Origin of the sequence: Streptomyces sp. T12 (assembly GCF_028736035.1) — a bacterium.
In the GTDB taxonomy this organism is placed as follows: domain Bacteria; phylum Actinomycetota; class Actinomycetes; order Streptomycetales; family Streptomycetaceae; genus Streptomyces.
On record NZ_CP117866.1, the window covers coordinates 9,191,277 to 9,215,751 of the forward strand.

At 71.6% G+C, this 24,475-nt stretch carries 18 protein-coding genes; 6 read left to right on the forward strand and 12 right to left on the reverse strand.

The window, feature by feature from the left end; all coding sequences use genetic code 11:
* Positions 1-57: 57 nt before the first annotated feature.
* Both PBV52_RS41255 and PBV52_RS41260 read right to left on the reverse strand, forming a co-directional pair.
* Positions 58-1,383 carry a nucleotide sugar dehydrogenase gene (locus PBV52_RS41255; RefSeq protein WP_274245994.1) on the reverse strand — a complete coding sequence of 442 codons (1,326 nt, stop codon included), beginning with the start codon at positions 1,381-1,383 and terminating at the stop codon, positions 58-60.
* A gap of 6 nt (positions 1,384-1,389) precedes the next feature.
* On the reverse strand, positions 1,390-2,859 hold the full coding sequence (locus PBV52_RS41260) for a glycosyltransferase family 4 protein (RefSeq protein ID WP_274245996.1): 1,470 nt from the start codon (positions 2,857-2,859) through the stop codon (positions 1,390-1,392).
* Between the two features lie 50 nt (positions 2,860-2,909).
* Here PBV52_RS41260 and wecB point away from each other — a divergent pair, with 50 nt between their 5' ends.
* From wecB to PBV52_RS41280, 4 genes are read left to right on the forward strand one after another with little or no spacing between them, the layout of a single operon-like run.
* Positions 2,910-4,031: a non-hydrolyzing UDP-N-acetylglucosamine 2-epimerase gene (gene wecB, locus PBV52_RS41265; protein WP_274245998.1), complete on the forward strand. Its 1,122-nt coding sequence runs from the start codon at positions 2,910-2,912 to the stop codon at positions 4,029-4,031.
* Positions 4,024-4,713 carry a bifunctional 2-polyprenyl-6-hydroxyphenol methylase/3-demethylubiquinol 3-O-methyltransferase UbiG gene (locus PBV52_RS41270; RefSeq protein ID WP_274246000.1) on the forward strand — a complete coding sequence of 230 codons (690 nt, stop codon included), beginning with the start codon at positions 4,024-4,026 and terminating at the stop codon, positions 4,711-4,713. The genes wecB and PBV52_RS41270 overlap by 8 nt, the downstream gene beginning before the upstream one ends.
* A complete protein-coding gene (locus PBV52_RS41275; RefSeq protein WP_274246002.1) occupies positions 4,713-6,524 on the forward strand; it encodes a hypothetical protein in 1,812 nt (603 codons plus the stop codon). The genes PBV52_RS41270 and PBV52_RS41275 overlap by 1 nt, the downstream gene beginning before the upstream one ends.
* On the forward strand, positions 6,521-8,704 hold the full coding sequence (locus PBV52_RS41280) for a glycosyltransferase (RefSeq protein WP_274246003.1): 2,184 nt from the start codon (positions 6,521-6,523) through the stop codon (positions 8,702-8,704). Before PBV52_RS41275 ends, PBV52_RS41280 begins: the two co-directional genes overlap by 4 nt.
* A 293-nt stretch (positions 8,705-8,997) precedes the next feature.
* On the opposite strand, the gene PBV52_RS41285 is transcribed toward PBV52_RS41280, so the two are convergent.
* Positions 8,998-10,344: an MFS transporter gene (locus PBV52_RS41285; protein WP_274246005.1), complete on the reverse strand. Its 1,347-nt coding sequence runs from the start codon at positions 10,342-10,344 to the stop codon at positions 8,998-9,000.
* Positions 10,345-10,528: 184 nt separating this feature from the next.
* Entirely contained in the window at positions 10,529-11,194 is a 666-nt protein-coding gene (locus tag PBV52_RS41290) for a TetR/AcrR family transcriptional regulator (RefSeq protein WP_274246007.1), read from the reverse strand.
* A 172-nt stretch (positions 11,195-11,366) separates the two neighbouring features.
* On the opposite strand from PBV52_RS41290, the gene PBV52_RS41295 reads away from it, so the two are divergent.
* Both PBV52_RS41295 and PBV52_RS41300 read left to right on the forward strand, forming a co-directional pair.
* Complete coding sequence (locus PBV52_RS41295) at positions 11,367-12,251, forward strand: shikimate dehydrogenase (protein ID WP_274246009.1); 885 nt, start codon at positions 11,367-11,369, stop codon at positions 12,249-12,251.
* Positions 12,252-12,284: 33 nt separating this feature from the next.
* Positions 12,285-14,072, forward strand: coding sequence for a bifunctional sugar phosphate isomerase/epimerase/4-hydroxyphenylpyruvate dioxygenase family protein (locus PBV52_RS41300; RefSeq protein WP_274246011.1), 1,788 nt, complete (start codon positions 12,285-12,287; stop codon positions 14,070-14,072).
* A 6-nt stretch (positions 14,073-14,078) separates the two neighbouring features.
* On the opposite strand, the gene PBV52_RS41305 is transcribed toward PBV52_RS41300, so the two are convergent.
* The 8 genes from PBV52_RS41305 to tkt all read right to left on the reverse strand — a co-directional run bounded on the left by PBV52_RS41305 (position 14,079) and on the right by tkt (position 24,459).
* A complete protein-coding gene (locus PBV52_RS41305) occupies positions 14,079-15,524 on the reverse strand; it encodes a membrane-associated oxidoreductase (RefSeq protein WP_274246013.1) in 1,446 nt (481 codons plus the stop codon).
* Between the two features lie 78 nt (positions 15,525-15,602).
* Positions 15,603-16,190 carry a histidine phosphatase family protein gene (locus tag PBV52_RS41310; protein WP_274246015.1) on the reverse strand — a complete coding sequence of 196 codons (588 nt, stop codon included), beginning with the start codon at positions 16,188-16,190 and terminating at the stop codon, positions 15,603-15,605.
* 6 nt (positions 16,191-16,196) lie between these two features.
* On the reverse strand, positions 16,197-17,072 hold the full coding sequence (gene gnd / locus PBV52_RS41315) for a phosphogluconate dehydrogenase (NAD(+)-dependent, decarboxylating) (RefSeq protein WP_274249887.1): 876 nt from the start codon (positions 17,070-17,072) through the stop codon (positions 16,197-16,199).
* A gap of 10 nt (positions 17,073-17,082) precedes the next feature.
* A complete protein-coding gene (gene pgi, locus PBV52_RS41320; RefSeq protein WP_274249890.1) occupies positions 17,083-18,735 on the reverse strand; it encodes a glucose-6-phosphate isomerase in 1,653 nt (550 codons plus the stop codon).
* A gap of 4 nt (positions 18,736-18,739) precedes the next feature.
* Positions 18,740-19,675, reverse strand: coding sequence for a glucose-6-phosphate dehydrogenase assembly protein OpcA (gene opcA, locus PBV52_RS41325; RefSeq protein WP_274246018.1), 936 nt, complete (start codon positions 19,673-19,675; stop codon positions 18,740-18,742).
* Positions 19,672-21,201, reverse strand: coding sequence for a glucose-6-phosphate dehydrogenase (zwf, locus tag PBV52_RS41330; protein ID WP_274246019.1), 1,530 nt, complete (start codon positions 21,199-21,201; stop codon positions 19,672-19,674). The genes opcA and zwf overlap by 4 nt, the downstream gene beginning before the upstream one ends.
* On the reverse strand, positions 21,198-22,346 hold the full coding sequence (gene tal, locus PBV52_RS41335; RefSeq protein ID WP_274246021.1) for a transaldolase: 1,149 nt from the start codon (positions 22,344-22,346) through the stop codon (positions 21,198-21,200). The genes zwf and tal overlap by 4 nt, the downstream gene beginning before the upstream one ends.
* 19 nt (positions 22,347-22,365) lie before the next feature.
* Positions 22,366-24,459 carry a transketolase gene (gene tkt, locus PBV52_RS41340; protein WP_274246024.1) on the reverse strand — a complete coding sequence of 698 codons (2,094 nt, stop codon included), beginning with the start codon at positions 24,457-24,459 and terminating at the stop codon, positions 22,366-22,368.
* Positions 24,460-24,475 lie beyond the last annotated feature (16 nt).

Consider the following 24,475-nt stretch of genomic DNA (forward strand, 5'->3'; position numbering starts at 1 on the left):
GGACCGGCAGCCCGAGACCGACCGTGCCGGGGCCGACGGTCCCGGGATTCAGGCCGGTTACAGCACCTCGACCCCGGGCCGGAAGATCCGCCCCCGGGTGTCGAACAGCAGCCGGGCCGCGTCGCCGAGGGCCGGCAGGTCGTAGGCCGAGTGGTCCTGGAGCAGGATCGTCAGGTCGTGCTCGCGCACCGCCGCCATGACGTCGTCGACGCGCGGGACGCTCACCTCGTCCACGGACCACAGCTGCACGCTCGGGTCGTGGAAGGAGATCTCGGCCTCCCGCTCCCGCAGCAGCCGCGCCACCGGCACCGCCGGCGACTCCCGCTGGTCGGCCACGTCCGGCTTGTAGGTGACCCCGAGCAGCAGTACCCGGGAGCCGTGCAGCGGCCGGCCCACGGTGTTGAGGAGATCCTGGGCGCGACGTACGACGTACTCCGGCATCCGCCGGTTGATCTCCTGGGCGAGTTCGACGAACCGGAACTCGTACCCGAGGGACGAACGCACCTTGTACGACAGGTAGTTGGGGTCGATGGGGATGCAGTGGCCACCCACGCCGGGACTGGGCCGGAACGCCTGGAAGCCGAAGGGCTTCGTGCCGGCGCAGCGGATCGCGTCCCACAGGTCGACGTGCAACTCGTGGCTGATGACGGCCAGTTCGTTCACCAGGGCGATGTTGACGTGCCGGTAGGTGTTCTCCAGCAGCTTGGCCATCTCGGCCTCGCGGGTGCCCTTCGCCTGGACGACGGTGTCGACGAGCTTGCCGTAGAAGGCGACGGCGCGCGCCGCGCAGGACGGCGTGCAGCCGCCGACCACCTTCGGCGTGGTGCGCAGCCCGTGCGCGGTGTTGCCGGGGTCGATGCGCTCGGGCGAGAAGGCCAGCGCGAAGTCCACGCCCGCCCGCAGCCCCGACTCCTCCAGGAGCGGCCGCAGAACCTCCTCGGTGGTTCCCGGATAGGTGGTCGACTCCAGCACCACCAGCTGTCCGGGCCGCAGCCGGCCCGCCACCGTCCGCGTGGCCGAGGTGACCGCGCCGAGGTCGGGCCCGCCGTCCTTGCCGAGCGGGGTCGGCACACAGATGACGACGGTCTGTGCGCGGGCCAGACAGGCGGCGTCCGTGGACGCGCCGAACCCGGCCGCCCGCATCCGCAGGACGTCCTCGTCGGAGACGTCGTCGACATGGGAGTGCCCGGTGTTGAGCGCCTCCACGACCCGGGGATCGCGGTCGAGGCCGACGACCCTCAGGCCGACCGACGCCGCCTCACGCGCGAGCGGGAGTCCGACGTAGCCGAGCCCGATCACCGCCAGATCGACGTGATCGGGCCGTTCTGCTTCCCCGAGCGGTTCGCTCTCTTCCCCGAGCGGTCCGGTCTGGTCCACCTGCATTGGGACTCACCCCGCATCAAGGCATCCAAGGGCGCGGTACGCGTCACGGGTTGTGGCGGCGACCCGCTTCCAGGTGCGGTCACGCGCGACCATCGCGCGGGCGGCTGCTCCCCACTCAGAACGCCGATTTCGACTGTAAAGGAGTATTTCCAGCTCATCAGCCCAGGAATGTGGCGATTCAGGCTTGATTAGCTTCCCGTTCACCTCGTGTTCGACCAGTTCTCTCAGTGCGGTGACGTCACTGGCGGCCACGGGGACACCGCTCGCCATCGCCTCGACCGGCTTGAGAGGGGTCACCAGATGGCACACGCGCTCGTCGGTGCGGGGCACCGCGAACACGTCCAACACGGCGTGGAGATCCCGCACTTGGGCGTGCGGCACCCGGCCGGTGAACAGGGCGACCCGGTCGTCCAGGCCCAGCCGGGCGGCCAGTCGCTCCAGCCCGGCACGCTCCGGACCGTCGCCGACGATCAGCAGCCGCAGCGGGACTCCACGCCGGATCAGCTCTTCACCCGCATGGAGCAATGTGCCGATCCCCTCGTGCGGGGTGAGACTGCCGACCGTGCCCACGACGAACTCGTCCGGCGCGATGCCGAGCCGGGCCCGCACCGGCGCCCCCTCCGGCAACGGGCCCAGAAAGTCGTCGTCCACGGCGTTGGGCGCGATCAGGACCCGTTCCTCGGGCACTCCACGGCCGACGATCTCGGCCTTCATCGCCTCGCCCAGCGTCAGCACCACGTCGGCCTCACGCATGCAGAACGTCTCCAGGGCGCGCCGCGCCCGGTACGTCTCGTCGTCCCGGCCGCGGCCCGGCGCCTGCGTCAGCCACGTCTCCTCCAGGAAGCCCCGCACCTCGTAGACCACCGGCAGCCCGAAGGTCTCCCGCAGGGCGAGCGCCACGCGCCCGTTGCCGTGGTCGGACGCGGCATGCAGCACGGCGGGCCGCAGCCGCTCCACCAGCCCGGCGGCCAGTTCGGCGTTCCGCGCCAGCGCCGCGGCCTGCCCGTACGGCAGCCGCAGCGGCAGCAGCCGGTGCTGCGGCACCCCGCCCACATGCTGCGACGGGCGGGCGTCCAGCACCCCCTGCGTCACGGGGAAGCCGATCCGGGTCACGACATGAGGCTCCAGCCCGGCCGCCAGCTGGGCTTCGGCGAGCTTCTGCGTGCGCACGGTGTAGCCGGCGTGCCGGAACGGCAGCCCGTTGGTGACCAGGTGGAGCACCCGGCCCGGTACGGGGTGAAACCGGCGCCCGGGTGGCGCGGGCACCCGGGCGCCGGAGGGCGTCGCCGCGGGTCCCGCGGTGCGGGCGTGTGCGGCGAGCCGCCGTTCGAGCGGCAGCAGCCCACGCCGGACGCGCCCCGGCAGCAGGCGTACGGCGAGCAGCGCCGCCCGCAGCGGGTCCTGGCGCAGTTCGCCAAGGGCTACCGAGGCGGCCAGACTGAGAGCGCGGGGGGCGTAACGGATATTGCTGTACATATCGCCAAGGTAGGTCGCCAGGGCGGCCACGGCCCGGCAGGGGCAAGCGCATGCAGCGTGCCCCGGAGGCGGAGGCAACATCGATGAACGGCTGCGTACTCCATGTGGTCGGCACCCGGCCCAACTTCGTCAAGGCCGCACCGGTCGTCGCCGCCCTCGGCGCGGCGGGCTGCGACCAGGTGCTCGTCCACACCGGGCAGCACTACGACGAGCGGATGTCGGACATCTTCTTCCGGCAACTCGGCCTGCCCGAACCCGACACCGACCTCGGCGTCGGCTCGGGCAGCCACGCCCGGCAGATCGCCGACCTGCTGGTGGCCCTGGAGGCCGAACTGACCGCCCGCGCACCCGCCCTGGTCACGGTGTACGGCGATGTGAACTCGACGCTGGCCGCCGCGCTCGTCGCCGCCCGAGGGGGCGTCCCGGTGGCGCATGTCGAGGCCGGGCTGCGCAGCTTCGACATGACGATGCCGGAGGAGGCCAACCGGCGTCTGGTCGACCAGCTGGCGGAGCTGTTGTTCGTCACCAGCCCCGAGGCCGTCGGCCACCTCGCCCGCGAGGGGATCGCCGCCGAGCGGGTGCACTTCGTCGGCAACCCGATGATCGACACCCTGCTCACCCATCTGGAGCATTTCGACCCGGCGGCCGCCCGTGCCGCCCACCGACTGCCCGAGCGCTACGGCGTCGTCACGCTGCACCGGCCCGCCAATGTGGACGACCCGGCGGCCGCCGGGGCCGCCGCCCGTGTCCTGACCGAGGCCGCCCGCCATCTCGACCTGGCCGTACCGCTGCACCCACGCGGCCGGGCGGCGCTGAGCGCGGCGGGCCTCGCGCACGCACCGGGCGTCCACCTCCTCGACCCGCTCGGCTACGTCGAGTTCATGAGCCTCATGCGCGGCGCCGCCGCGGTGATCACCGACTCGGGCGGCGTACAGGAGGAGACGACCGTCCTGGGCGTGCCGTGCCTGACCCTGCGGACCACGACCGAACGCCCCGTCACGGTCACCCACGGCACCAACCGGCTTGTCACGCACGGGGAGTTGGTGCCCGCGCTCCGCAAGCTCCTGGACGGCGGGGGAGCGCCGTCCGCGGAGGGGCCGCCCCTGTGGGACGGCCGGGCGGGCGGCCGGATCGCCCGCGTGATCACCGCGTGGCTGGAGCGCCATGGCTGACGACACGCGGACCTGCACGCGAACTTACTGGGACGCCCGCCACAGCGACCACGACGAGCTCGCCTCCGGCGGGCACCTCGGGCTCGACCGTCCGGGCAACGAGATCTTCTACGCCCAGCGGCTCGGCACCCTGCTCTCCCTCATCGGCGACCTGTCCAGCCCCGCCGCCCCGCTGTTCGTGCTCGACGCGGGCTGCGGCAAGGGGTACTTCGCCCGCGCCCTGGCCCGCTGCGGCCATCGGGTCGACGCCTTCGACATCAGCCCGCCCGCCGTCGACCACGCCCGCGCCGAGGCCGGCGGCCCGCGTTATGCCGTCGCCGCGCTCGACGAGTGGCGCAGTCCGTGGCCGTACGACATCGTGGTCTGCGTGGACGTCCTGTTCCATGTACCGGACGACCAGGCGTGGGCGGCCGGTCTGCGCAACATGGCCTCCCTCATCCGCGTAACCGGCCGCCTGATCGTCACCGACATCTCCACCGACATCTCCACCGGCAGCTCCAGCGACATCGTCAGCGACGAGGCCACCGCCGAGCACACGCCCCACGGCGCCCCCATCGTGCACCGCCCGGTCGCCGCCTACCGCGCCGAACTCGAGCCGCTCGGCCTGCGGCACACCCTCTCCAGGCCGTACGGCTTCCGGGAGAACCGGGTCGGCTTCCACGTCTTCACGAGGACCCGCTGATGCGCCTGACCGACCTGCTCCATCCGCACCTCGACGGCGTCACGACAGTGGTGGACGCGACCCGCGGCGGCCTGAGCCTGGAGCCCTACCTGCACCTGCCGCCGGGCATCGCCCTGCGCGAGGACGACGAACAGCCTGTCGCCGAAGGGGAGTTGGCTCTCCTCTCGTACGGGCCCGACGCCGAGCCGCACGGAAGCGAGGACGCCTGTCGTGCCGTACTGGCACGCATGCGGCCCGGGGCGCGCGGGCTGATCGTGCTCGGGCACCGCGTGTCCGAGCTCCCCTACCACCGGCTTCTCGACCATCTCGTGGCCCACCGCTGCCAGGTCCTGCGCGCGGCGCCCCTCGACTACGTCCATCTGCACGCGGGCGCGGTCGTCGCGCGCACCGACCAGCTCCTCGCGCCGCACGACTTCTTCGGCCGGCCCGTCCCCGCCGACGGCCACGCCACGGCGCTGCGGATCGCCGACGAGTACGTCTTCGCCGACCTCGCCTCCCGGTCCCTGCGCGCCCGGGTGCTGGATCTGGAACGGACCGTCGAGGAGGCGGAACGCACCCGGGATGCCGCCGGGCAGGACGGGCTCGCCGAGCGGCTCGCCGCCGCCGTACGGGAGAAGGATCAGCTCGCCGCCACGCTGCGGGCCGCCCGGGACCGGGTCGACGTGCTGCAGGCGCGCGTGGCCATGCTGGAGGGCTCGACCTCGCTGCGGGTGGGAAAGGCGCTGGTGACGGCCGCGCGCTCACCGAAGCGGGGCGCGGCCAGGCTGCCGGGGGAGCTGTACGGACTGTGGCGCGGGCGGCGGCGCGTGGCCGGGCCGGTGTCCGGAAGCGCGCCGAAGGGCGGGGCCGCCGAGCCGGACACGCCCATGGACGGCCGTTTCCACCTCGCCCATCGCGCCCTGACCGTGGCACCCCGCGACCGGCTCGTCGTCGCCGGTGTGTTCACCCCCGCCACCGCCGAGGACTTCGCGGCGGACGTGGTCGTGAACCGGCTGCTGCCGCACGACGGGCGACTGCTCGTGCAGCGCACCGACCCGGACGTGCTCGTCGTGCAGCTGAGCGCCTGCACGGGGGACGGCCCCTGGTCGCTCACCGGCACCGGGCTCGCCCCCGACCTCGACCGCACGCTCGCCGAACTGCTCGCCGAGACAAGGGTGTCGGGTCGGTCGGCCGTGCTGTGGCGGGACGCTCCCCCGTCCGCCGCGCCGGGGCTCGCCCGGCTCGCCTGGGATGCCGTCGTCGACGCGGACACCGGCGTACGGCTCGGCCGGCTGGACCCGGTCGCCGAAGGCCGGGAACGGCTGCGCGAGGTGTTCCGGGCGGACAGCACACGGGTACGGCTCTCCCGGCTGGCGGGCCTGGCCGGGGCCCCGGATCCACTGGACCTGCGGCGCGTCGCCGTGCTCGCCGCGCCCCGGGACCGCACCGACGTCGCCCGGCTCGTCGGGCAGGTGCTCGGCCAGCTGCACCGACCGGTCGAGGTCGTCGTACCCGACCCGGCGGGGCTCGACGAACTCACCGCCGCCGGGGTGGCCGTACGCCGGGGGCAGCCCCTGGCACCCTGGGTCGCCGACTGGACGGACCTCACCGAGGACCGGCCGGACACCCTGCTGCTCGATCTGATGTGCGCCCAGGAGTACTCCGGCGCCGACGCGGTGGGCCACACACCGGCCGCCGACGACTACGTCTTCGTGCCGTCGCTGCGACCGCTGCTGGTGCGCCGGTCGCTGCACATGTCCGGTACGGCGCCCGGAAGTTGGGCCGGTCAGGGACACCGTCTGTTCGCCGTGCGCGGGAAGGAGCCGTCATGAGCCGTACGCTGCGGGCGCTCGTCTACGGCGACGTGGACCTCAACCTCATCGACGGCTCCGCCGTGTGGGCGCAGTCGACGGTGCAGGCCCTGTCCCGGGCGGGCTGCGAGAGCCGGCTCGTCCTCAAGGCCCCCGTCCGAACGGGCCGGTTGACCGATCCGCTGGCCGAGCTGCCCGGGGTCACCCTGGTGCGTCCGCACGAGGAGCGGCTGCTGCCGGGCCTCGCCGACCGGCCCATGTCGCCGGTGCAGGCCGCACACGTGCTCACCGGGCTCGACGAGGACGAACCCTGCGACCTGCTGGTGCTGCGCGGTCGGCGGCTGGTGACGCGGATCGTGGCCGACGGCCGGTTCGACGGGCGGATCTGGGCCTACCTCACCGACATCCCGCAGTCCGCCGCCGAGATGACCGAGGCGGCCCGCGCGGAACTCGCCCTCATCGCCGAGGCCTCGCAGCGGCTTCTGTGCCAGACCGAGGAGCTGCGCTGCTTCCTGGAGACCTGGGTGCCCGAGTCCTGCGGCAAGTGCGTGCTCAGCCCGCCCGCCGTGCCCGAGCCGGGCTTCCCGCTGCCGGACCGGGACGGACCCCACGATCCGCTGCGCCTCGTCTACACCGGCAAGTTCGCACCCCGGTGGAACACCCTGCCCATGACCCGGCTGCCGGAGCTGCTCGCCGAGCGAGGCGTCCCCGCCGAACTGCACACCGTCGGCGACAAGATCCACGACGATGCGACCCACCCCTCCTTCCAGGCCGACATGGCGCGGGCGCTGGCCGGCACGCCCGGCGTCCACCACCACGGCGGACAGCCGCGCGAGGAGGCCATGCGCATCGCCGCGGACTGCGACGTGGGCCTCGGCTGGCGCGACCCGGTGCTCGACTCCAGCCTCGAACTGTCCACCAAGGTCCTGGAGTTCGGGGCGCTGGGCCTGCCCGTGGTGCTCAACCGCACACCGGCGCACGAGGCGTTGCTCGGCGTCGACTATCCGCTGTTCGTGCCCGGACGCGCCGGACTCGACGACGCCGCCGAAGCCGTCGCGCGGGCCGTCCGCGAGCCGCAGGCCCGTCGCCTCGCGGCCGACCGCTGCCGCGAGGCCGCCCGGCACCACACCCTGGACGGGGCGGCCGCCCGCTGGCGGGCCCACCTCGACCGCGCCTTCCTCGGCGCCCCCGCAGCGGTGACGGCCCGCCGACGACCCCTGCGTGTGGGCGTCGCCGGGCACGACCTGAAGTTCCTCACCCGACTCCTCGACCACTTCCGCTCGCTGCCCGGTCTGGAGGTACGGGTCGATGCCTGGCCCGCGTTGTCCCGCCACGACCCGGACGCGAGCCGTGAACTCGCCGACTGGGCGGACGTGGTGGTCGTCGAGTGGTGCGGCCCGGCCGCCGTCTGGTACAGCCGCCACAAGCGGCGCGGCAGCCGGCTCGTCGTACGGCTGCACCGCTTCGAGCTGGATGCCGCTTGGCCCCGCCAGGTCGACATCGACGCCGTCGACCGGGTGGTGTGCGTCAGCCCGTACTACGCCCGCCGCACCCGCGAGCACACCGGCTGGCCCGCCTCGAAGGTCGTGGTCGTCCCCAACTGGGTGGACACCGACCAGCTCGACCGCCCGAAGGCCCCGGGCGCCCGCCACCGCCTCGGCATGATCGGCATCGCGCCCAGCCGCAAACGCCTCGACCTCGGCCTCGACGTGCTGGAGGCGCTGCGCGCCCGGGACCGGCGCTGGCATCTGTCGGTCAAGTCGAAGCCGCCCTGGGAGTACTGGTGGATCTGGAACAAGCCCGAGGAACGTGAGCACTACGACGCCGTACTGCGCCGTATGCAGACCTCGCCGCTCCTGGAAGGGGCCGTCGTCTTCGACACGTTCGGGCCGGACGTGGCGGGCTGGCTGCGGCGGGTCGGGCATGTGCTGTCCACCAGCGACGACGAGAGCTTCCACCTCGCGCCCGCCGAGGGCATGGCCTCCGGCGCCGTGCCCTCGCTGCTGCCGTGGCCCGGGGCGGACGAGATCTACGACCGGCGCTGGATCCACGACACCCCCGAGGCGATGGCCGAGGCGATCGCCGCACTCGGCGAGGACGGCTGGCACTCCGCCGCCGACCTTGCCCGCACCCAGGTACGGGAGGGCTTCTCACTGGAGCGGGTCGCCGAGACCTGGACGGAGCTGCTCGTGGCGGGGTGATGCCCGAGTCCCCGGAGCCTTAGGCCCTGTCGTCAAATTCCCGCCTGCTGCGCGGCGCCTGGCACGCACTCCCCCAGAGGGGGGGGACCCCAGCCGCGTTGCCGAACCGCCCACGTGGCTCCTCCCCCATCGAGGGCGGCTCCGGCGCCTTGCGATCGCACGCTCCCCCACGCTCGAACAACCTCGCGCGGGGGGACCCCCATGACGCCGCGCAGCCCGCCCTCCGGGCGGACGCCGGGAATTTGACGACAGGGCCCTTGGCGGCGTCCGGGGACTCGGGGGTTCGCGCAAGATCAGGCCGTCACCGACTCCGGCTGCGCGGCCTGCTGGGCCGTGCGCTCGCCGAGCAGCTCCGTCGGGATCTTGGCGGTCTCGCGGGCCGAGAGGGCGGCCACGACCGGCGGCACGCACAGGGCGGCCGTGAACAGGGCCACCGAGGACCAGTCGTCGCCGTTCGGGCCGGCGATCTGCGCGGCGAAGGTGACCGCGAAGCCGGCGACCGCGAAGCCGATCTGGGTGCCGATGGCCATGCCGGACAGGCGGACCCGGGTGGAGAACATCTCGCCGTAGAAGGAGGGCCACACGCCGTTCGCGGCGCTGTAGACCACACCGAAGGTGACGATGCCCAGCAGCAGGGTCAGCGGGTAGGAGCCGGTCGAGATCGACCACAGGTAGAGGAACATCATCACCGCGCTGCCGGCCGCGCCGATCAGGTACACCGGGCGGCGCCCGATGCGGTCCGACAGGGTGGCCCACAGCGGGATCGCGGCGAGGGCGACCAGGTTGGCGAGAGCGCCCACCCACAGCATGGAGGACTTGCTCATCCCGACCGAGTCGCTCGTGGCGTACGACAGCGCCCACACCGTGAAGATCGTGCTGACCGAGGCGACCAGCGCACCGCCGATCACCCGCAGCACATCCGCCCAGTGCTCCCGCATCAGTATCGCGAGCGGCATCTTGGGGACGCCCTCGGTCGCGGCCTGCTGCTCGAAGGCCGGCGTCTCCTCCAGCTTGCGGCGGATGACATAACCGACGACGGCGACCGCGATGCTCATCCAGAACGGAACCCGCCAGCCCCACGACAGCAACTGCTCCTCCGGCAGCGCGGCGATCGGGATGAAGACCAGGGTGGCCAGCAGCTGCCCGCCCTGTGTGCCGCTCAGCGTGAAGCTGGTGAAGAAGCCGCGCCGATGTGGTGGCGCGTGTTCCAGGGTCATCGAGTTGGCGCTGGCCTGCTCGCCCGCCGCCGAGATGCCCTGCAGCACCCGGCACAGCACCAGCAGGACGGGTGCCAGGGTGCCGACCTGGTCGCGGGTCGGCAGACAGCCGATGAGGAACGTCGACACGCCCATCAGGATCAGCGTGAAGACCATGATCTTCTTACGGCCCATCCGGTCGCCGAAGTGACCGAGGAACAGCGCCCCGACCGGCCGCGCGGCGTACGCCACGCCGAACGTGGCCAGCGACAGCAGGGTGGCGGTCGCCGGGTCGGACTCGTCGAAGAAGACCTCGGGGAAGATCAGCGCCGCCGCGCTGCCGTAGATGAAGAAGTCGTAGTACTCCAGGGCGCTGCCGATCCAGGCAGCGGTCGCGGCCTTCTTCGGCTGCCCCGGCGGGGCATGGGGGACACGGACGGACACGGCGTGCTCCTTCGAGGGGACTCCAACATAGGCGGAGTGAGCGGAAACGAGGGAAAAGCGAGGGAAAACCAGGAAGGGGAGAAGTGCCGGATCCCGGCTAATTAACCCACTGGGTAGTTAGTAGCGGTGGCTACGGATGTTGCGCCCACGTTTCCCGGGTGTCAAGGGGTGGTGCCGTACGACTTCAGTCCGCCGCGCGCTCCGCGGTCAGGTACGCGATCACCATGTCGCCGAGCATCGCGCGGTAGTGCTCGCGCTGGGCCGGATCCACCAGGTCGCGGCCGAACAGGGCGCCGAAGGTGTGCCGGTTGGCGACCCGGAAGAAGCAGAAGGAGCTGATCATCGCGTGCAGGTCGACGGCGTCGACGTCGGCCGTGAACAGGCCGGACTGCTGCCCCGACTCCAGGATCCGGCGGATCACGTCCAGCGCCGGTGAGCCGATCTTGCCGAGCTTCTCGGAGGCGGCGATGTGCTCGGCCCCGTGGATGTTCTCGATGCTGACCAGGCGGATGAAGTCGGGGTGCTGCTCGTGGTGGTCGAAGGTCAGCTCGGCCAGCCGGCGGATGGCCGCGACCGGGTCCAGGTGCTCGACGTCGAGCTGCTGCTCGGCCTCCCGGATCACGCCGTACGCGCGCTCCAGCACGGCCGTGAACAGCTGCTCCTTGCCGCCGAAGTAGTAGTAGATCATCCGCTTCGTGGTGCGGGTGCGGGCGGCGATGTCGTCGACGCGGGCCCCGGCGAAGCCGACCCGGGCGAACTCCTGCGTCGCGACGTCCAGGATCTCGGCCTGGGTGCGGGCGGCGTCACGGATCCGTCCGTTGGGTCGTGCCGGTTCGTCGACGCTGGTCATCGGGTTCCTTCGGCGAGGGGCGAGCGCGCCCCCGGTGGCTTGCTCGCGTGCCGGTGATTCTAGAAGGCGCCTCACCTCGCGTGCGGGGCCAGGCCTTCCCAAGCGCCCGCACCTCCTGCTATGACTAACTCACCAGTTCGTACATTAGTGAGCCGCTCAGGAGGTCCCACCGGTGGCCAAGGACGCCAAGGACTCGTATCTCGTCGGGCTGATCGGTTCCGGCATCGGCCCGTCGCTCAGCCCGGCCCTGCACGAGCGGGAGGCCGACCGGCAGGGTCTGCGCTATCTGTACCGGCTCATCGACATCGACGCGCTCGGCGCCGCGCCCGAGGCGGTGGGCGACCTGGTGCGGGCCGCCCGGGACCTGGGCTTCGACGGGCTCAACATCACGCACCCGTGCAAGCAGCTCGTCATCGGGCACCTGGACGCGCTCGCCCCCCAGGCCGAGGCGCTGGGCGCGGTCAACACCGTCGTCTTCGAGGGCGGCCGGGCCGTCGGCCACAACACGGACGTCACCGGCTTCGCCGCCTCCTTCGCGCGCGGGCTGCCCGACGTGCCGCTGGAGCGGGTCGTGCAGCTGGGCGCGGGGGGCGCGGGCGCGGCCGTCGCGCACGCCATGCTGACGCTCGGCGCCGAGCGGGTCACCGTGGTCGACGCACTGGCCGACCGGGCCGCCGATCTCGCCGCCTCCCTGAACCGGCACTTCGGCGCCGGCCGCGCGGTCGGCGCCGCTCTCGACGCGCTGCCCGGGCTCATGAGCCACGCCGACGGCCTCGTGCACGCCACCCCCACCGGCATGGCCGCCCACCCCGGCCTGCCCCTTTCGGCCGAGCTGCTCCACCCGGGGCTGTGGGTCGCCGAGGTCGTCTACCGCCCGCTGGAGACAGAGCTGCTCCGCACCGCCCGCGCGATCGGCTGCGCCACTTTGGACGGCGGCGGCATGGCGGTCTTCCAGGCCGTGGACGCGTTCCGCCTGTTCACCGGGCGCGAGCCCGACAGCGCGCGGATGCTCGCGGACATCGCCGAACTGGCGGGTCCCGTAGGAACCCCGAGGTAGGACAGGCAGGAAGAAGTAGGAAGAGGTACCGGCATGCGTACGTCCATCGCCACCGTCTCCCTCAGCGGATCCCTCACCGAGAAGCTCACGGCCGCCTCCCGGGCCGGCTTCGACGGTGTGGAGATCTTCGAGAACGACCTGCTGGCCAGCCCGCTCACCCCCGAGGAGATCCGCGGCCGCTGCGCCGACCTCGGCCTCACCGTCGACCTCTACCAGCCGATGCGGGACATCGAGGCGGTGCCCGCCGAGGAGTTCGCCCGCAATCTGCGCCGCGCCCGGCACAAGTTCGAGCTGATGGGGCGGCTCGGCGCCGACACCGTCCTCGTCTGCTCCAGCGTCCACCCCCTGGCGGTGGACGACGACGCGCTCGCCGCCGAGCACCTGTCCCAACTCGCCGACCTGGCCCAGGAATTCGGCGTCCGCGTCGCCTACGAGGCGCTCGCCTGGGGACGTAACGTCAGCACGTACGACCACGCCTGGCGCATCGTCGAGGCCGCCGCCCACCCCGCGCTCGGCACCTGCCTGGACAGCTTCCACATCCTCTCCCGCGGCTCCGACCCCAAAGGCATTGCGGACATCCCCGGCGAGAAGATCTTCTTCCTCCAGCTGGCGGACGCCCCACTGCTCGCGATGGACGTCCTGCAGTGGAGCCGCCACTACCGCTGCTTCCCCGGACAGGGCGGCTTCGACGTCGCCGGACTGGTACGCCACGTCCTGCGCACGGGATACGACGGCCCCCTCTCCCTGGAGGTCTTCAACGACGTCTTCCGCCAGGCCGAGGCCGGCCCGACGGCCGTGGACGCCCACCGCTCGCTGCTGGTCCTGAAGGAGACGGTCGGCCTGGCCACCCCGCCCGCCGCCGTCGTCCCCAGCGGCGTCGCCTTCGCCGAACTGGTCACCCCCGACGCCGCACCGGTCTCGGCCGTACTCGGCGCCCTGGGCTTCGCCCGCACCGCACGGCACCGCAGCAAACCCGTCGACCTCTGGGAGCTGGGCGAGGCCCGCGTCCTGGTGAACACCGGCGGCTCGGCCCGTCGCGACGGCACCGGACTCGCCGCCATCGGCCTGGAGTCACCCGACCCGGCCGGCGCCGCCCGCCGCGCCGAGGCCCTCCTGGCCCCCGTCCTGCCCCGCCGCCGCGCCCTGGAGGACGCCCCGCTGGACGCGGTCGCGGCGCCCGACGGCACGGAACTCTTCTTCTGCGCCACGAACCGTCCCGAACTGCCCGACTGGCGGGCCGACTTCAGGGATGTCGAGCACGAGGCAGGGCCGGCCGGCGTGCACCGCATCGACCATCTCGCCCTCACCCAGCCCTGGCACCACTACGACGAGGCGACCCTCTTCCACCGCAGCGTCCTCGGCCTGGACGCCCAGGAGAGCGTCGACGTCGCCGACCCCTACGGCCTGATGCGCAGCCGCGCCGTCACCAACCACGACGGCAGCGTCCGTATCGCCCTGAGCGTCGGCGCGGCACCGACCGACGACACCGTGCACGCCCAGCACATCGCGCTGGCCACGGACGACGTGGTCGCCGCGGCCCGGCGCTACCGGGAGGCGGGCGGTCGCCTGCTGCCGATCCCCGCCAACTACTACGACGACCTCGGAGCACGGTACGAGTTCGCGGACGGCGAGCTGGAGACGTATCGCGAGCTGGGCATCCTCTACGACCGTGACGCGTGCGGCGAGTTCCGGCACTGCTACACGGTGACGGTCGGCCGTGTCTTCTTCGAGCTCGTGCAGCGGGACGGCTACCGGGGTTACGGCGCCCAGAACGCGCCGGTGCGGCTTGCCGCCCAGCACGTTCTCAGCCCCGGCCGGTGAACCGGCCTACTGGCGGCTGACGGTCCGGGTCACGCCGGCGATGACCGTCGTGGCCAGGATCCAGCCGGTGAGGACCAGGATGTACGACAGCCACTGCTGCCCGCCCTGCGGGGCGAACGCGGATTCCTGTCCGAAGGAGATCACCGGCAGCAGCAGGTCGAGCGTGTAGAACACCGGGTTGAAGTGTGGTGCCTCGTCCGCCTTCAGCGGTGGGGGCGCGTCCACCGCGAAGGCGACCGAGCCGACGGCGAGCAGGGACAGCAGCCAGCCCAGGGCGCGCATCGGCCGGAAGCCGTAGCCGACGGTGGCGTCCTGGACGTGGCCCCACAGGCGGCCGTACCAGGGCAGGGTCGTGTGGTGGCGGCGCTGCTTGGCGAGCTGGACGAGGCGGGCGGCGTGGTCGTCGCCGGTGCGGCGGTAGGCGGCGGTCAACTGCTCGTACCCGTGCGGGTCGAAGGTGTCCTCGTCCCGCTCCAGCATGGGCAGCCGGCGCTCCGGCGGCTCGTGCGGGGTCAGGGAGGTGTAGGTGAGGTCGAGGAGACGGACCTGGTCCGGCAGCATCTCCGGCTCCAGGTTGAGGTGTTCTATCTGGGAGCGGCGCAGGTTGAGCATGCCCTCGACCGGCGGGCCCTTGCGCAGCCACACCTCGCCGATGACGCAGCTGCTCGCCCGCATCGCGGTGCCGCCGGGGTTGGACAGCCGGCTGTACAGCAGGTCGAACCGCCCCGGTATGCGGGCGCCGCGCATGTCGATGCGGCCATGGGCGCGCAGCCGTCGGCCCAGCACGTTGGCGCCCACGTCGAGGGCCTCCGCGTCGATGACGTTGCCGCCGGGGTTGTGCAGCTCCGCGTCCTCCAGGTCGAGCGAGCCCGCCACGGTGGCGCCGTCCAGCCGGATCCGCCCCCGTGCGCGCAGGTGATGCGCGCACAGGTCGTCGTCGACGGACACCTGGTTGAGCTGGAGGGCGGTCTGCGCGGTGTCGCCGACAGTGATGTCCGCCTGATCGAGGAAGAGGGCGCCCGCGATCTGAGCGCCGTCGACGCGGACGGCCCCGTCGAACCGGCAGCGTGTCAGCCGCAGGCTCCCGTCGATCCGGGCACGCGTCACCGAGAGGCCGGGCAGCTCGGAATCCCGCAGGCTGAGGTAGCGCAGCTGGGCACCGACGAAGTCCGGCGCGTGCTCGAAGCGGCAGTGGGTGAGGTGGATGACGCTGTCGACCGTCGCATACCTCAGGTCCAGCGGACCGGTGATGCGCGCGCCTCTGACCTTGAGGGCCGCGATCTCCCCGGGTTCCCTGGGGCCGTTGAGCAGCAAGGTCCGCAACACCCCGGCACGAAGGGTGCGTTCGGGTGCCCCTTCCGGTTCGGTGCCCTCACGGAAGTCCACCTCCGTGGCCGTGGCGAAGGCCTGCCACACCCGCAGTTCGGCCGGCGTCAGATCGTTGATCTCCATCAGCCGGGACTCTGACGCCGGCCGCCGAACCTGTCAACTCGAGGCTGCACTACGGCCAGATGGACAGCCCTTCGTTCTCTAGGACCTGACGTTCCACTCCGCGATCACCGGGCGGCCGTGCTCCGTCGACAAGCGGCTCACCGTGCCCGTCGCCAGCTGGAACAGCCGCCCGTCCGCCGGTGCCAGCCCCAGCCGGCGGGCCGTCAGGACGCGCAGGAAGTGACCGTGGGCCACGAGGACGACATCGCCGTCGAGCAGCGCCACGTCCACCCGGGCGAGCACCCGGTCGGCACGCGCCCCCACCTCGGCCGGTGACTCACCGGGGTGACCGTCCGGTCCGCGCGGCACTCCGTCGGTCCACAGGTACCAGTCGGGACGGGAGCGGTGGATGTCGACGGTGGTGACACCCTCGTAGCCGCCGTAGTCCCACTCGTGCAGGTCCGGTTCCGGTACGGCCCCGCTCACGCCCGCCAGTTCGGCGGTGCGCACGGCGCGGCTCAGCGGGCTGGTGAGCGCCAGGGAGAAGGTCCGGCCGGTGAGGAGCGGGGCGAGGGACTTGGCCTGTTCCTCACCGGCCTGGGTGAGGGGCAGGTCGGTCCAGCTGGTGTGCTGGCCCGACCTGCTCCACTCCGTCTCACCGTGGCGGACCAGCAGGAGATCCCCCACGGTCGGCTACTTCGACTCGACGGCGTGGCCGCCGAACTGGTTGCGCAGCGCCGCGATCATCTTCATCTGCGGGGAGTCGTCCTGGCGGGACGCGAACCGAGCGAAGAGCGAGGCCGTGATCGCGGGCAGCGGCACGGCGTTGTCGATGGCCGCCTCGACGGTCCACCGGCCCTCACCGGAGTCCTCCGCGTAACCGCGCAGCTTCTGCAGGTGCTCGTCCTCGTCGAGGGCGTTCACCGCGAGGTCCAGCAGCCAGGAGCGGATGACCGTGCCCTCCTGCCAGGAGCGGAAGACCTCGCGGACGTTGTCCACCGAGTTGACCTTCTCCAGCAGCTCCCAGCCCTCGGCGTAGGCCTGCATCATGGCGTACTCGATGCCGTTGTGGACCATCTTCGAGAAGTGCCCCGCACCGACGCGGCCGGCATGGACATAGCCGTACGGTCCCTCCGGCTTGAGCGCCTCGAAGATCGGCTCCAGGCGCTCCACGTGTTCCTTGTCGCCGCCGACCATCAGCGCGTAGCCGTTCTGCAGGCCCCACACGCCGCCGGAGACGCCCGCGTCGACGAAGCCGATGCCCTTGATGCCGAGCTCGGCGGCGTGCTTCTCGTCGTCGGTCCAGCGGGAGTTGCCGCCGTCGACCACCGTGTCACCCGGGGACAGCAGGTCCTTGAGTTCGTCGATGACGGTCTGGGTGGCGGTGCCGGCCGGGACCATCACCCAGACGGTGCGCGGCGCGTCGAGCTGGCGGACCAGTTCTTCGAGGCTCTTGACGTCGGAGACCTCGGGGTTGCGGTCGTAGCCGATGACGGTGTGGCCGGCGCGGCGGATCCGCTCGCGCATGTTGCCGCCCATCTTGCCGAGGCCGATGAGGCCCAACTGCATGGCTGTCATGTCAGTTCACTTCCTTGAGATCACGGTAGGCGGCCACGAGAGCGGCGGTGGAGGCGTCGAGGCCGGGGACGTGGGCGCCCTCGGTCAGCGCGGGCTCGACCCGCTTGGCGAGGACCTTGCCCAGCTCCACGCCCCACTGGTCGAAGGAGTCGATGTTCCAGACGGCGCCCTGGACGAACACCTTGTGCTCGTAGAGGGCGACCAGCTGCCCGAGGACCGACGGGGTCAGCTCGGGGGCGAGGATCGTGGTGGTGGGGTGGTTGCCCTGGAATGTGCGGTGGACGACCTGATGCTCCGGGACACCCTCCGCGCGCACCTCGTCCGCCGTCTTGCCGAAGGCGAGCGCCTGGCCCTGGGCGAAGAGGTTCGCCATCAACAGGTCGTGCTGCGCCTTGAGTTCGTCACTGAGCTCGGCGACCGGCCGGGCGAAGCCGATCAGGTCGGCCGGGATCAGCCGGGTGCCCTGGTGGATCAACTGGTAGTAGGCGTGCTGCCCGTTGGTGCCGGGCGTACCCCACACCACCGGACCGGTCTCCCAGCCCACGACATGGCCGTCACGGTCGACCGACTTGCCGTTGGACTCCATGTCCAGCTGCTGCAGATACGCCGTGAACTTCGACAGGTAGTGCGAGTACGGCAGCACCGCATGGGACTCGGCGCCGAAGAAATTGCCGTACCAGATGCCCAACAGGCCCATGATCAGGGGGGCGTTGGCCTCGGCCGGCGCGCTCTTGAAGTGCTCGTCGACGATGCGGAAGCCGTCGAGCATCTCCCGGAAGCGGTCCGGGCCGATGGCGATCATCAGGGACAGGCCGATCGCCGAGTCGTACGAGTAGCGGCCGCCGACCCAGTCCCAGAACTCGAACATGTTGTCCGGGTCGATGCCGAAGTCCGCCACCTTCTCGGCGTTGGTCGACAGCGCCACGAAGTGCTTGGCGACCGCCTTGTCCTCGCCGCCCAGCCCGGCCAGCAGCCAGGAACGGGCCGACGTGGCATTGGTGATCGTCTCGATCGTGGTGAACGTCTTGGACGCGACGATGAACAGAGTCTCCGCCGGATCCAGGTCCCGGACCGCCTCGTGGAGGTCGGCGCCGTCGACGTTGGAGACGAACCGGAACGTCAACTCCCGTGCCGTGAACGGGCGAAGAGCCTCGTACGCCATGGCGGGACCGAGATCGGAGCCGCCGATGCCGATGTTGACGACGTTGCGGATACGGCGGCCCGTGTGGCCGGTCCACTCGCCGGAGCGGACGCGGTTCGCGAACGCGCCCATCTGGTCGAGCACCGCGTGCACCTTGGGGACGACGTTCTCGCCGTCGACCTCGATCACCGCGTCGGCCGGGGCACGCAGGGCGGTGTGCAGCACCGCCCGGTCCTCGGTGACGTTGATCTTCTCGCCCCGGAACATCGCGTCCCGCAGCCCGAACACGTCGGTGGCGGTGGCCAGCTCCTGCAGCAGGGCGAGCGTCTCGTCGTTGACCAGGTGCTTGGAGTAGTCGATGCGCAGATCGCCGACGCGCACGACGTAACGCTGCGCGCGGGCGGGATCGGCCGCGAACAGCTCACGCAGCCGAGGGCGCTGCAGCGTGTCCGCGCGGTGGTCCTCCAGGGCCACCCACTCGGGGCGCCGGGTGAGCCGGGGGGAGTCGGACAGTGGGTCAGACATGGTCGGGGGTCTCCTTGGTGGCCTCGCCCCGCAGGGCGATGGCGTACATCTCGTCCGCGTCGAGGCGCCTGAGCTCCTCGGCGATGAGTTCGGAGGTGGTGCGGACCTTCAGCGCGAGGGTGCGCGAGGGCTGGTCCGGCAGGGTCAGCGTGGCCAGCGGGCCCTCGGGACGGTCGATGACGATCTCGCCGTTCTCGGTGCCGAGCCGCACGCCGGTGACGACCGGTCCGGCGGTGACGACCCGCTCGGCGGTGACGTGCAGGCGGGCCTCCAGCCAGCGGGCCAGCAGCTCGGCGGCCGGGTTGTCGGCCTCGGCCTCCACGGCCGCCGAGACGATCGGCACCCGGGCCTGGTCCAGGGCCGCGGCGAGCATCGAGCGCCACGGGGTGAGCCGGGTCCAGGCGAGATCGGTGTCGCCGGGCGCGTAGGAGCGGGCGCGCAGCTCCAGGTCCGCCAGCGGGGTCTCGGTGGTGTACAGATCGGTGATCCGGCGCTGGGCCAGCGCGCCCAGCGGATCCTTCGCGGGGTTCTCCGGCGCCTCCACCGGCCACCACACGACGACCGGCGCGTCCGGCAGCAGCAGCGGCAGCACCACCGAGTCGGCGTGCTCGGACACCTCGCCGTACATGCGCAGCACGACCGTCTCGCCGGTGCCGGCGTCGGCGCCCACCCGGACCTCCGCGTCGAGGTGCGAGCGGGTGCGGTCGCGCGGGGTGCGGGCGTGCCGCTTGATCACGACCAGGGTGCGCGCGGGGTGCTCGTGCGAGGCCTCCTCGGCCGCCTTGATCGAGTCGTAGGCGTTCTCCTCGTCCGTGACGATCACCATCGTCAGGACCATGCCCACGGCCGGCGTGCCGATCGCGCGGCGGCCCTGCACCAGCGCCTTGTTGATCTTGCTTGCCGTGGTGTCGGTCAGGTCGATCTTCATGGCCTGCGCCAGCTCCGTCCGTCTCGTGCGAGCATCTCGTCGGCTTCCTCGGGTCCCCAGCTCCCGGACGCGTACTGCGCCGGCTTGCCGTGGGTGTCCCAGTACTCCTCGATCGGGTCGAGGATCTTCCAGGACTCTTCCACTTCCTGGTGACGGGGGAACAAATTGGCGTCCCCGAGGAGGACATCCAGGATGAGCCGCTCGTACGCCTCCGGGCTGGACTCCGTGAACGACTCGCCGTAGGCGAAGTCCATCGTCACGTCCCGGATCTCCATCGAGGTGCCCGGCACCTTGGAGCCGAACCGCACCGTCACGCCCTCGTCCGGCTGGACGCGGATGACGATCGCGTTCTGGCCGAGCTCCTCGGTGGCGGTGGAGTCGAAGGGGGAGTGCGGCGCCCGCTGGAAGACGACCGCGATCTCGGTGACCCGGCGGCCGAGCCGCTTGCCGGTGCGCAGGTAGAACGGCACGCCCGCCCAGCGCCGGTTGTCGACGTTCAGCTTGATCGCGGCGTACGTGTCGGTCTTCGACCGCGCGTCGATACCGTCCTCCTGGAGGTACCCGACGACCTGCTCGCCGCCCTGCCAGCTCGCCGCGTACTGCCCGCGCACGGTGTGCTTGCCCAGCTCCTCCGGCAGCTTCACCGCCTTGAGCACCTTCAGCTTCTCGGTGAGCAGCGACCCGGCGTCGAAGGCGGCCGGCTCCTCCATGGCGGTCAGCGCCATCAGCTGCAGGAGGTGGTTCTGGATGACGTCACGGGCCGAGCCGATGCCGTCGTAGTAGCCCGCCCGGCCGCCGATGCCGATGTCCTCGGCCATCGTGATCTGCACGTGGTCCACGTACGACCGGTTCCAGATCGGCTCGAACATCTGGTTGGCGAACCGCAGCGCCAGGATGTTCTGGACGGTCTCCTTGCCCAGGTAGTGGTCGATCCGGAAGACCTGCTCCGGGTCGAACACGTCGTGCACGATCTCGTTCAGCTCACGGGCGCTCGCGAGGTCGCGGCCGAACGGCTTCTCGATGACCGCCCGCCGCCAGGATCCCTCGGGGGCCTCCGCCAGGCCGTGCTTCTTCAGCTGCTGCACGACGTTGGGGAAGAACTTCGGCGGTACGGAGAGGTAGAAGGCGTAGTTGCCGCTCGTACCGCGCGCCGCGTCCAGCTCGTCGACCGTCTGGCGCAGCTGCTTGAACGCCTCGTCGTCGTCGAAGGCACCCGGGATGAACCGCATGCCCTCGGCGAGCTGCTGCCAGACCTCCTCGCGGAACTCCGTACGGGCGTGCTCGCGCACCGAGTCGTGCACGACCTGCGCGAAGTCCTGGTCCTCCCAGTCCCGGCGGGCGAACCCGACGAGGGAGAAGCCCGGCGGCAGCATGCCGCGGTTGGCGAGGTCGTACACGGCCGGCATCAGCTTCTTGCGGGACAGGTCGCCGGTGACACCGAAGATGACGAGCCCGGACGGGCCCGCGATCCGGGGCAGACGGCGGTCGCGTGCGTCGCGCAGGGGGTTGTCCCAGTCGGGGGTCATTCTGCGTCAGCTCCCTTGCTGCCGAGCGACTTCTTGACGGCGTCCAACAGGTCCTGCCACGCCACCTCGAACTTGGCGACGCCCTCGTCCTCCAACTGGATGACGACCTCGTCGTACGAGATCCCCAGCGCCGCCACGGCGGCAAGGTCGGCGCGGGCCTGCGCGTAGCCGCCGGTGACCGTGTCGCCGGTGATCTCGCCGTGGTCGGCGGTGGCGTCGAGCGTGGCTTCGGGCATCGTGTTGACCGTGCCCGGCGCGACCAGCTCGTCCACGTACAGGGTGGACTTGTACGCCGGGTCCTTCACGCCGGTGGAGGCCCACAGCGGGCGCTGCTTGTTGGCCTTGGCGCCGGCGAGGGCGGTCCAGCGGTCACCCACGAAGACGTCCTCGTATGCCTCGTAGGCGAGGCGGGCGTTGGCGAGCGCGGCCCTGCCCTTGAGCGCGAGGGCCGCGTCCGTGCCGATCGACGTCAGCCGCTTGTCGATCTCGGAGTCGACGCGGGAGACGAAGAAGGACGCCACGGAGTGGATGACGGACAGGTCCAGGCCCTTCGCGGCGGCCTGCTCCAGACCCGCCAGGTAGGCGTCCATCACCTCGCGGTAGCGCTCCAGGGAGAAGATCAGCGTGACGTTGACGCTGATGCCCTGGGCGATGACCTCGGTGATGGCGGGCAGGCCGGCCTTGGTCGCCGGGATCTTGATCATCACGTTGGGGCGGTCGACCAGCCAGGCGAGCTGCTTGGCCTCGGCGATGGTGGCCGCCGTGTGGTGGGCGAGGCGCGGGTCGACCTCGATGGAGACCCGGCCGTCGCGGCCGTCGGTGGCGTCGTACACCGGCCGCAGGATGTCGGCGGCGGCCCGCACGTCGGCGGTGGTCATCATGCGTACGGCCTCGTCGACCGTGACGCCCCGCACCGCGAGGTCGGCGAGCTGCTCCTCGTAGCCCTCGCCGGAGCCGATGGCGGCCTGGAAGATGGACGGGTTGGTGGTGACGCCGACGACGTTCTTGTGCGCGATCAACTCGGCGAGGTTGCCCGACTCGATGCGCTTGCGCGACAGGTCGTCCAGCCAGATCGAGACGCCCTCGTCGGAGAGGCGCTTGAGGGTGCCCGCGGTGGCGGTTGCTTCGGTGGTCACAGTGATCAACTTCTTTCTGGCGGCTGGATCAACCACGCGTGGCAGCGAGGCCCGTAGTCGAATTCAATGCAGCCCGGGCTGCGGCGGCGACGTTCTCGGCGGTGAAGCCGTACTCGGCGAACAGGGTCTTGGCGTCGGCGGAGGCACCGAAGTGCTCCAGGGAGACGATGCGTCCCGCGTCTCCGACGAACCGGTACCAGGTCAGACCGATGCCGGCCTCGACCGCGACCCGCGCCTTCACGGCCGGCGGCAGGACGCTCTCGCGGTACTCGCGCGGCTGCTCCTCGAACCACTCCACGGACGGCATCGACACGACACGGGTACCGATCCCGTCGGCCTCCAACCGCTCCCGCGCGGCGACGGCGAGCTGGACCTCGGAGCCGGTGGCGACGAGGATCACCTCGGGCGTCTCGCCGGAGGACTCCTCAAGGACGTAACCGCCCTTCGCCGCATCCGGGTTGACCGGCAGCGTCGGCACACCCTGGCGGCTGAGCGCGAGGCCGTGCGGGGCCGGGTTGGTGGAGTGCCGCTTGAGGATCTCGGCCCAGGCGACCGCGGTCTCGTTGGCGTCGGCGGGGCGGACGATGTTCAGGCCGGGGATCGCGCGCAGCGAGGCCAGGTGCTCGACCGGCTGGTGGGTCGGGCCGTCCTCGCCGAGGCCGATGGAGTCGTGCGTCCAGACGTACGTCACCGGCAGCTGCATCAGCGCGGACATGCGGACCGCGTTGCGCATGTAGTCGGAGAACACCAGGAACGTGCCGCCGTAGACACGGGTGTTGCCGTGCAGGGCGATGCCGTTCATCTCCGCGGCCATCGAGAACTCGCGGATGCCGAAGTGGATGGTGCGCCCGTACGGGTCCGCCTCCGGCAGCGGGTTGCCCTTCGGCAGGAACGAACTCGTCTTGTCGATGGTGGTGTTGTTGGAACCGGCCAGGTCGGCCGAGCCGCCCCACAGCTCGGGGACGACCGCGCCCAGCGCCTGGAGGACCTTGCCGGAGGCGGCGCGGGTGGCGACCGACTTGCCCTCCTCGAAGACGGGCAGCGCGTCCTCCCAGCCCTCGGGCAGCTGCCCGGCGACGATCCGGTCGAACAGCTGGGCGCGCTCCGCGTGGGCGCCGCGCCACTTGTCGATCCGCTTGTCCCAGGCCGCGTGGGCCTCGGCGCCCCGGTCGAGGGCGCGCCGGGTGTGGGCGAGGACCTCGTCGGTGACCTCGAAGGACTGCTCGGGGTCGAAGCCGAGGAGGCGCTTGGTGGCGGCGATCTCGTCGGCGCCGAGGGCGGAGCCGTGGGAGGCCTCGGTGTTCTGGGCGTTGGGGGCCGGCCAGGCGATGATCGTGCGCATCGCGATGATCGAGGGGCGCTCGGTCTCGGCCTGCGCCGCCTTGAGCGCCGCGTACAGCGCGTGGACGTCGATGTCGCCGCCGAGCGCGGGCTCGATCCGCTGCACATGCCAGCCGTACGCCTCGTACCGCCCCAGCACGTCCTCGGAGAAGGCGGTCGCGGTGTCGCCCTCGATGGAGATGTGGTTGTCGTCGTAGAGGAAGACCAGGTTGCCGAGCTTCTGGTGGCCGGCGAGCGAGGAGGCCTCGGCGGAGACGCCCTCCTGCAGGTCGCCGTCGGAGACGATCGCCCAGATGGTGTGGTCGAAGGGGGACTCGCCCTCGGGTGCCTCGGGGTCGAACAGGCCGCGCTCGTAACGGGCGGCCATCGCCATGCCGACGGCGTTGGCGACGCCCTGGCCCAGCGGGCCGGTCGTCGTCTCGACCCCGGCCGTGTGCCCGTACTCGGGGTGACCCGGCGTCTTCGAACCGTGCGTCCGGAAGGCCTTGAGGTCGTCGAGCTCCAGCTCGTACCCGGCGAGGAACAGCTGGGTGTAGAGGGTCAGCGAGGTGTGGCCGGGGGAGAGGACGAAGCGGTCACGGCCGGTCCACTCGGGGTCGGCCGGGTCGTGCCGCATCACCTTCTGAAAGATCGTGTAGGCGGCCGGCGCGAGGCTCATCGCGGTGCCGGGGTGGCCGTTACCGACCTTCTGTACGGCATCGGCCGCCAGGAGGCGGGCCGTGTCGACGGCACGCCGGTCGAGTTCGGTCCATTCGAAGCTGTCCGGTGTCTGCGTGCTCATCTTCAAAAAATCCTCG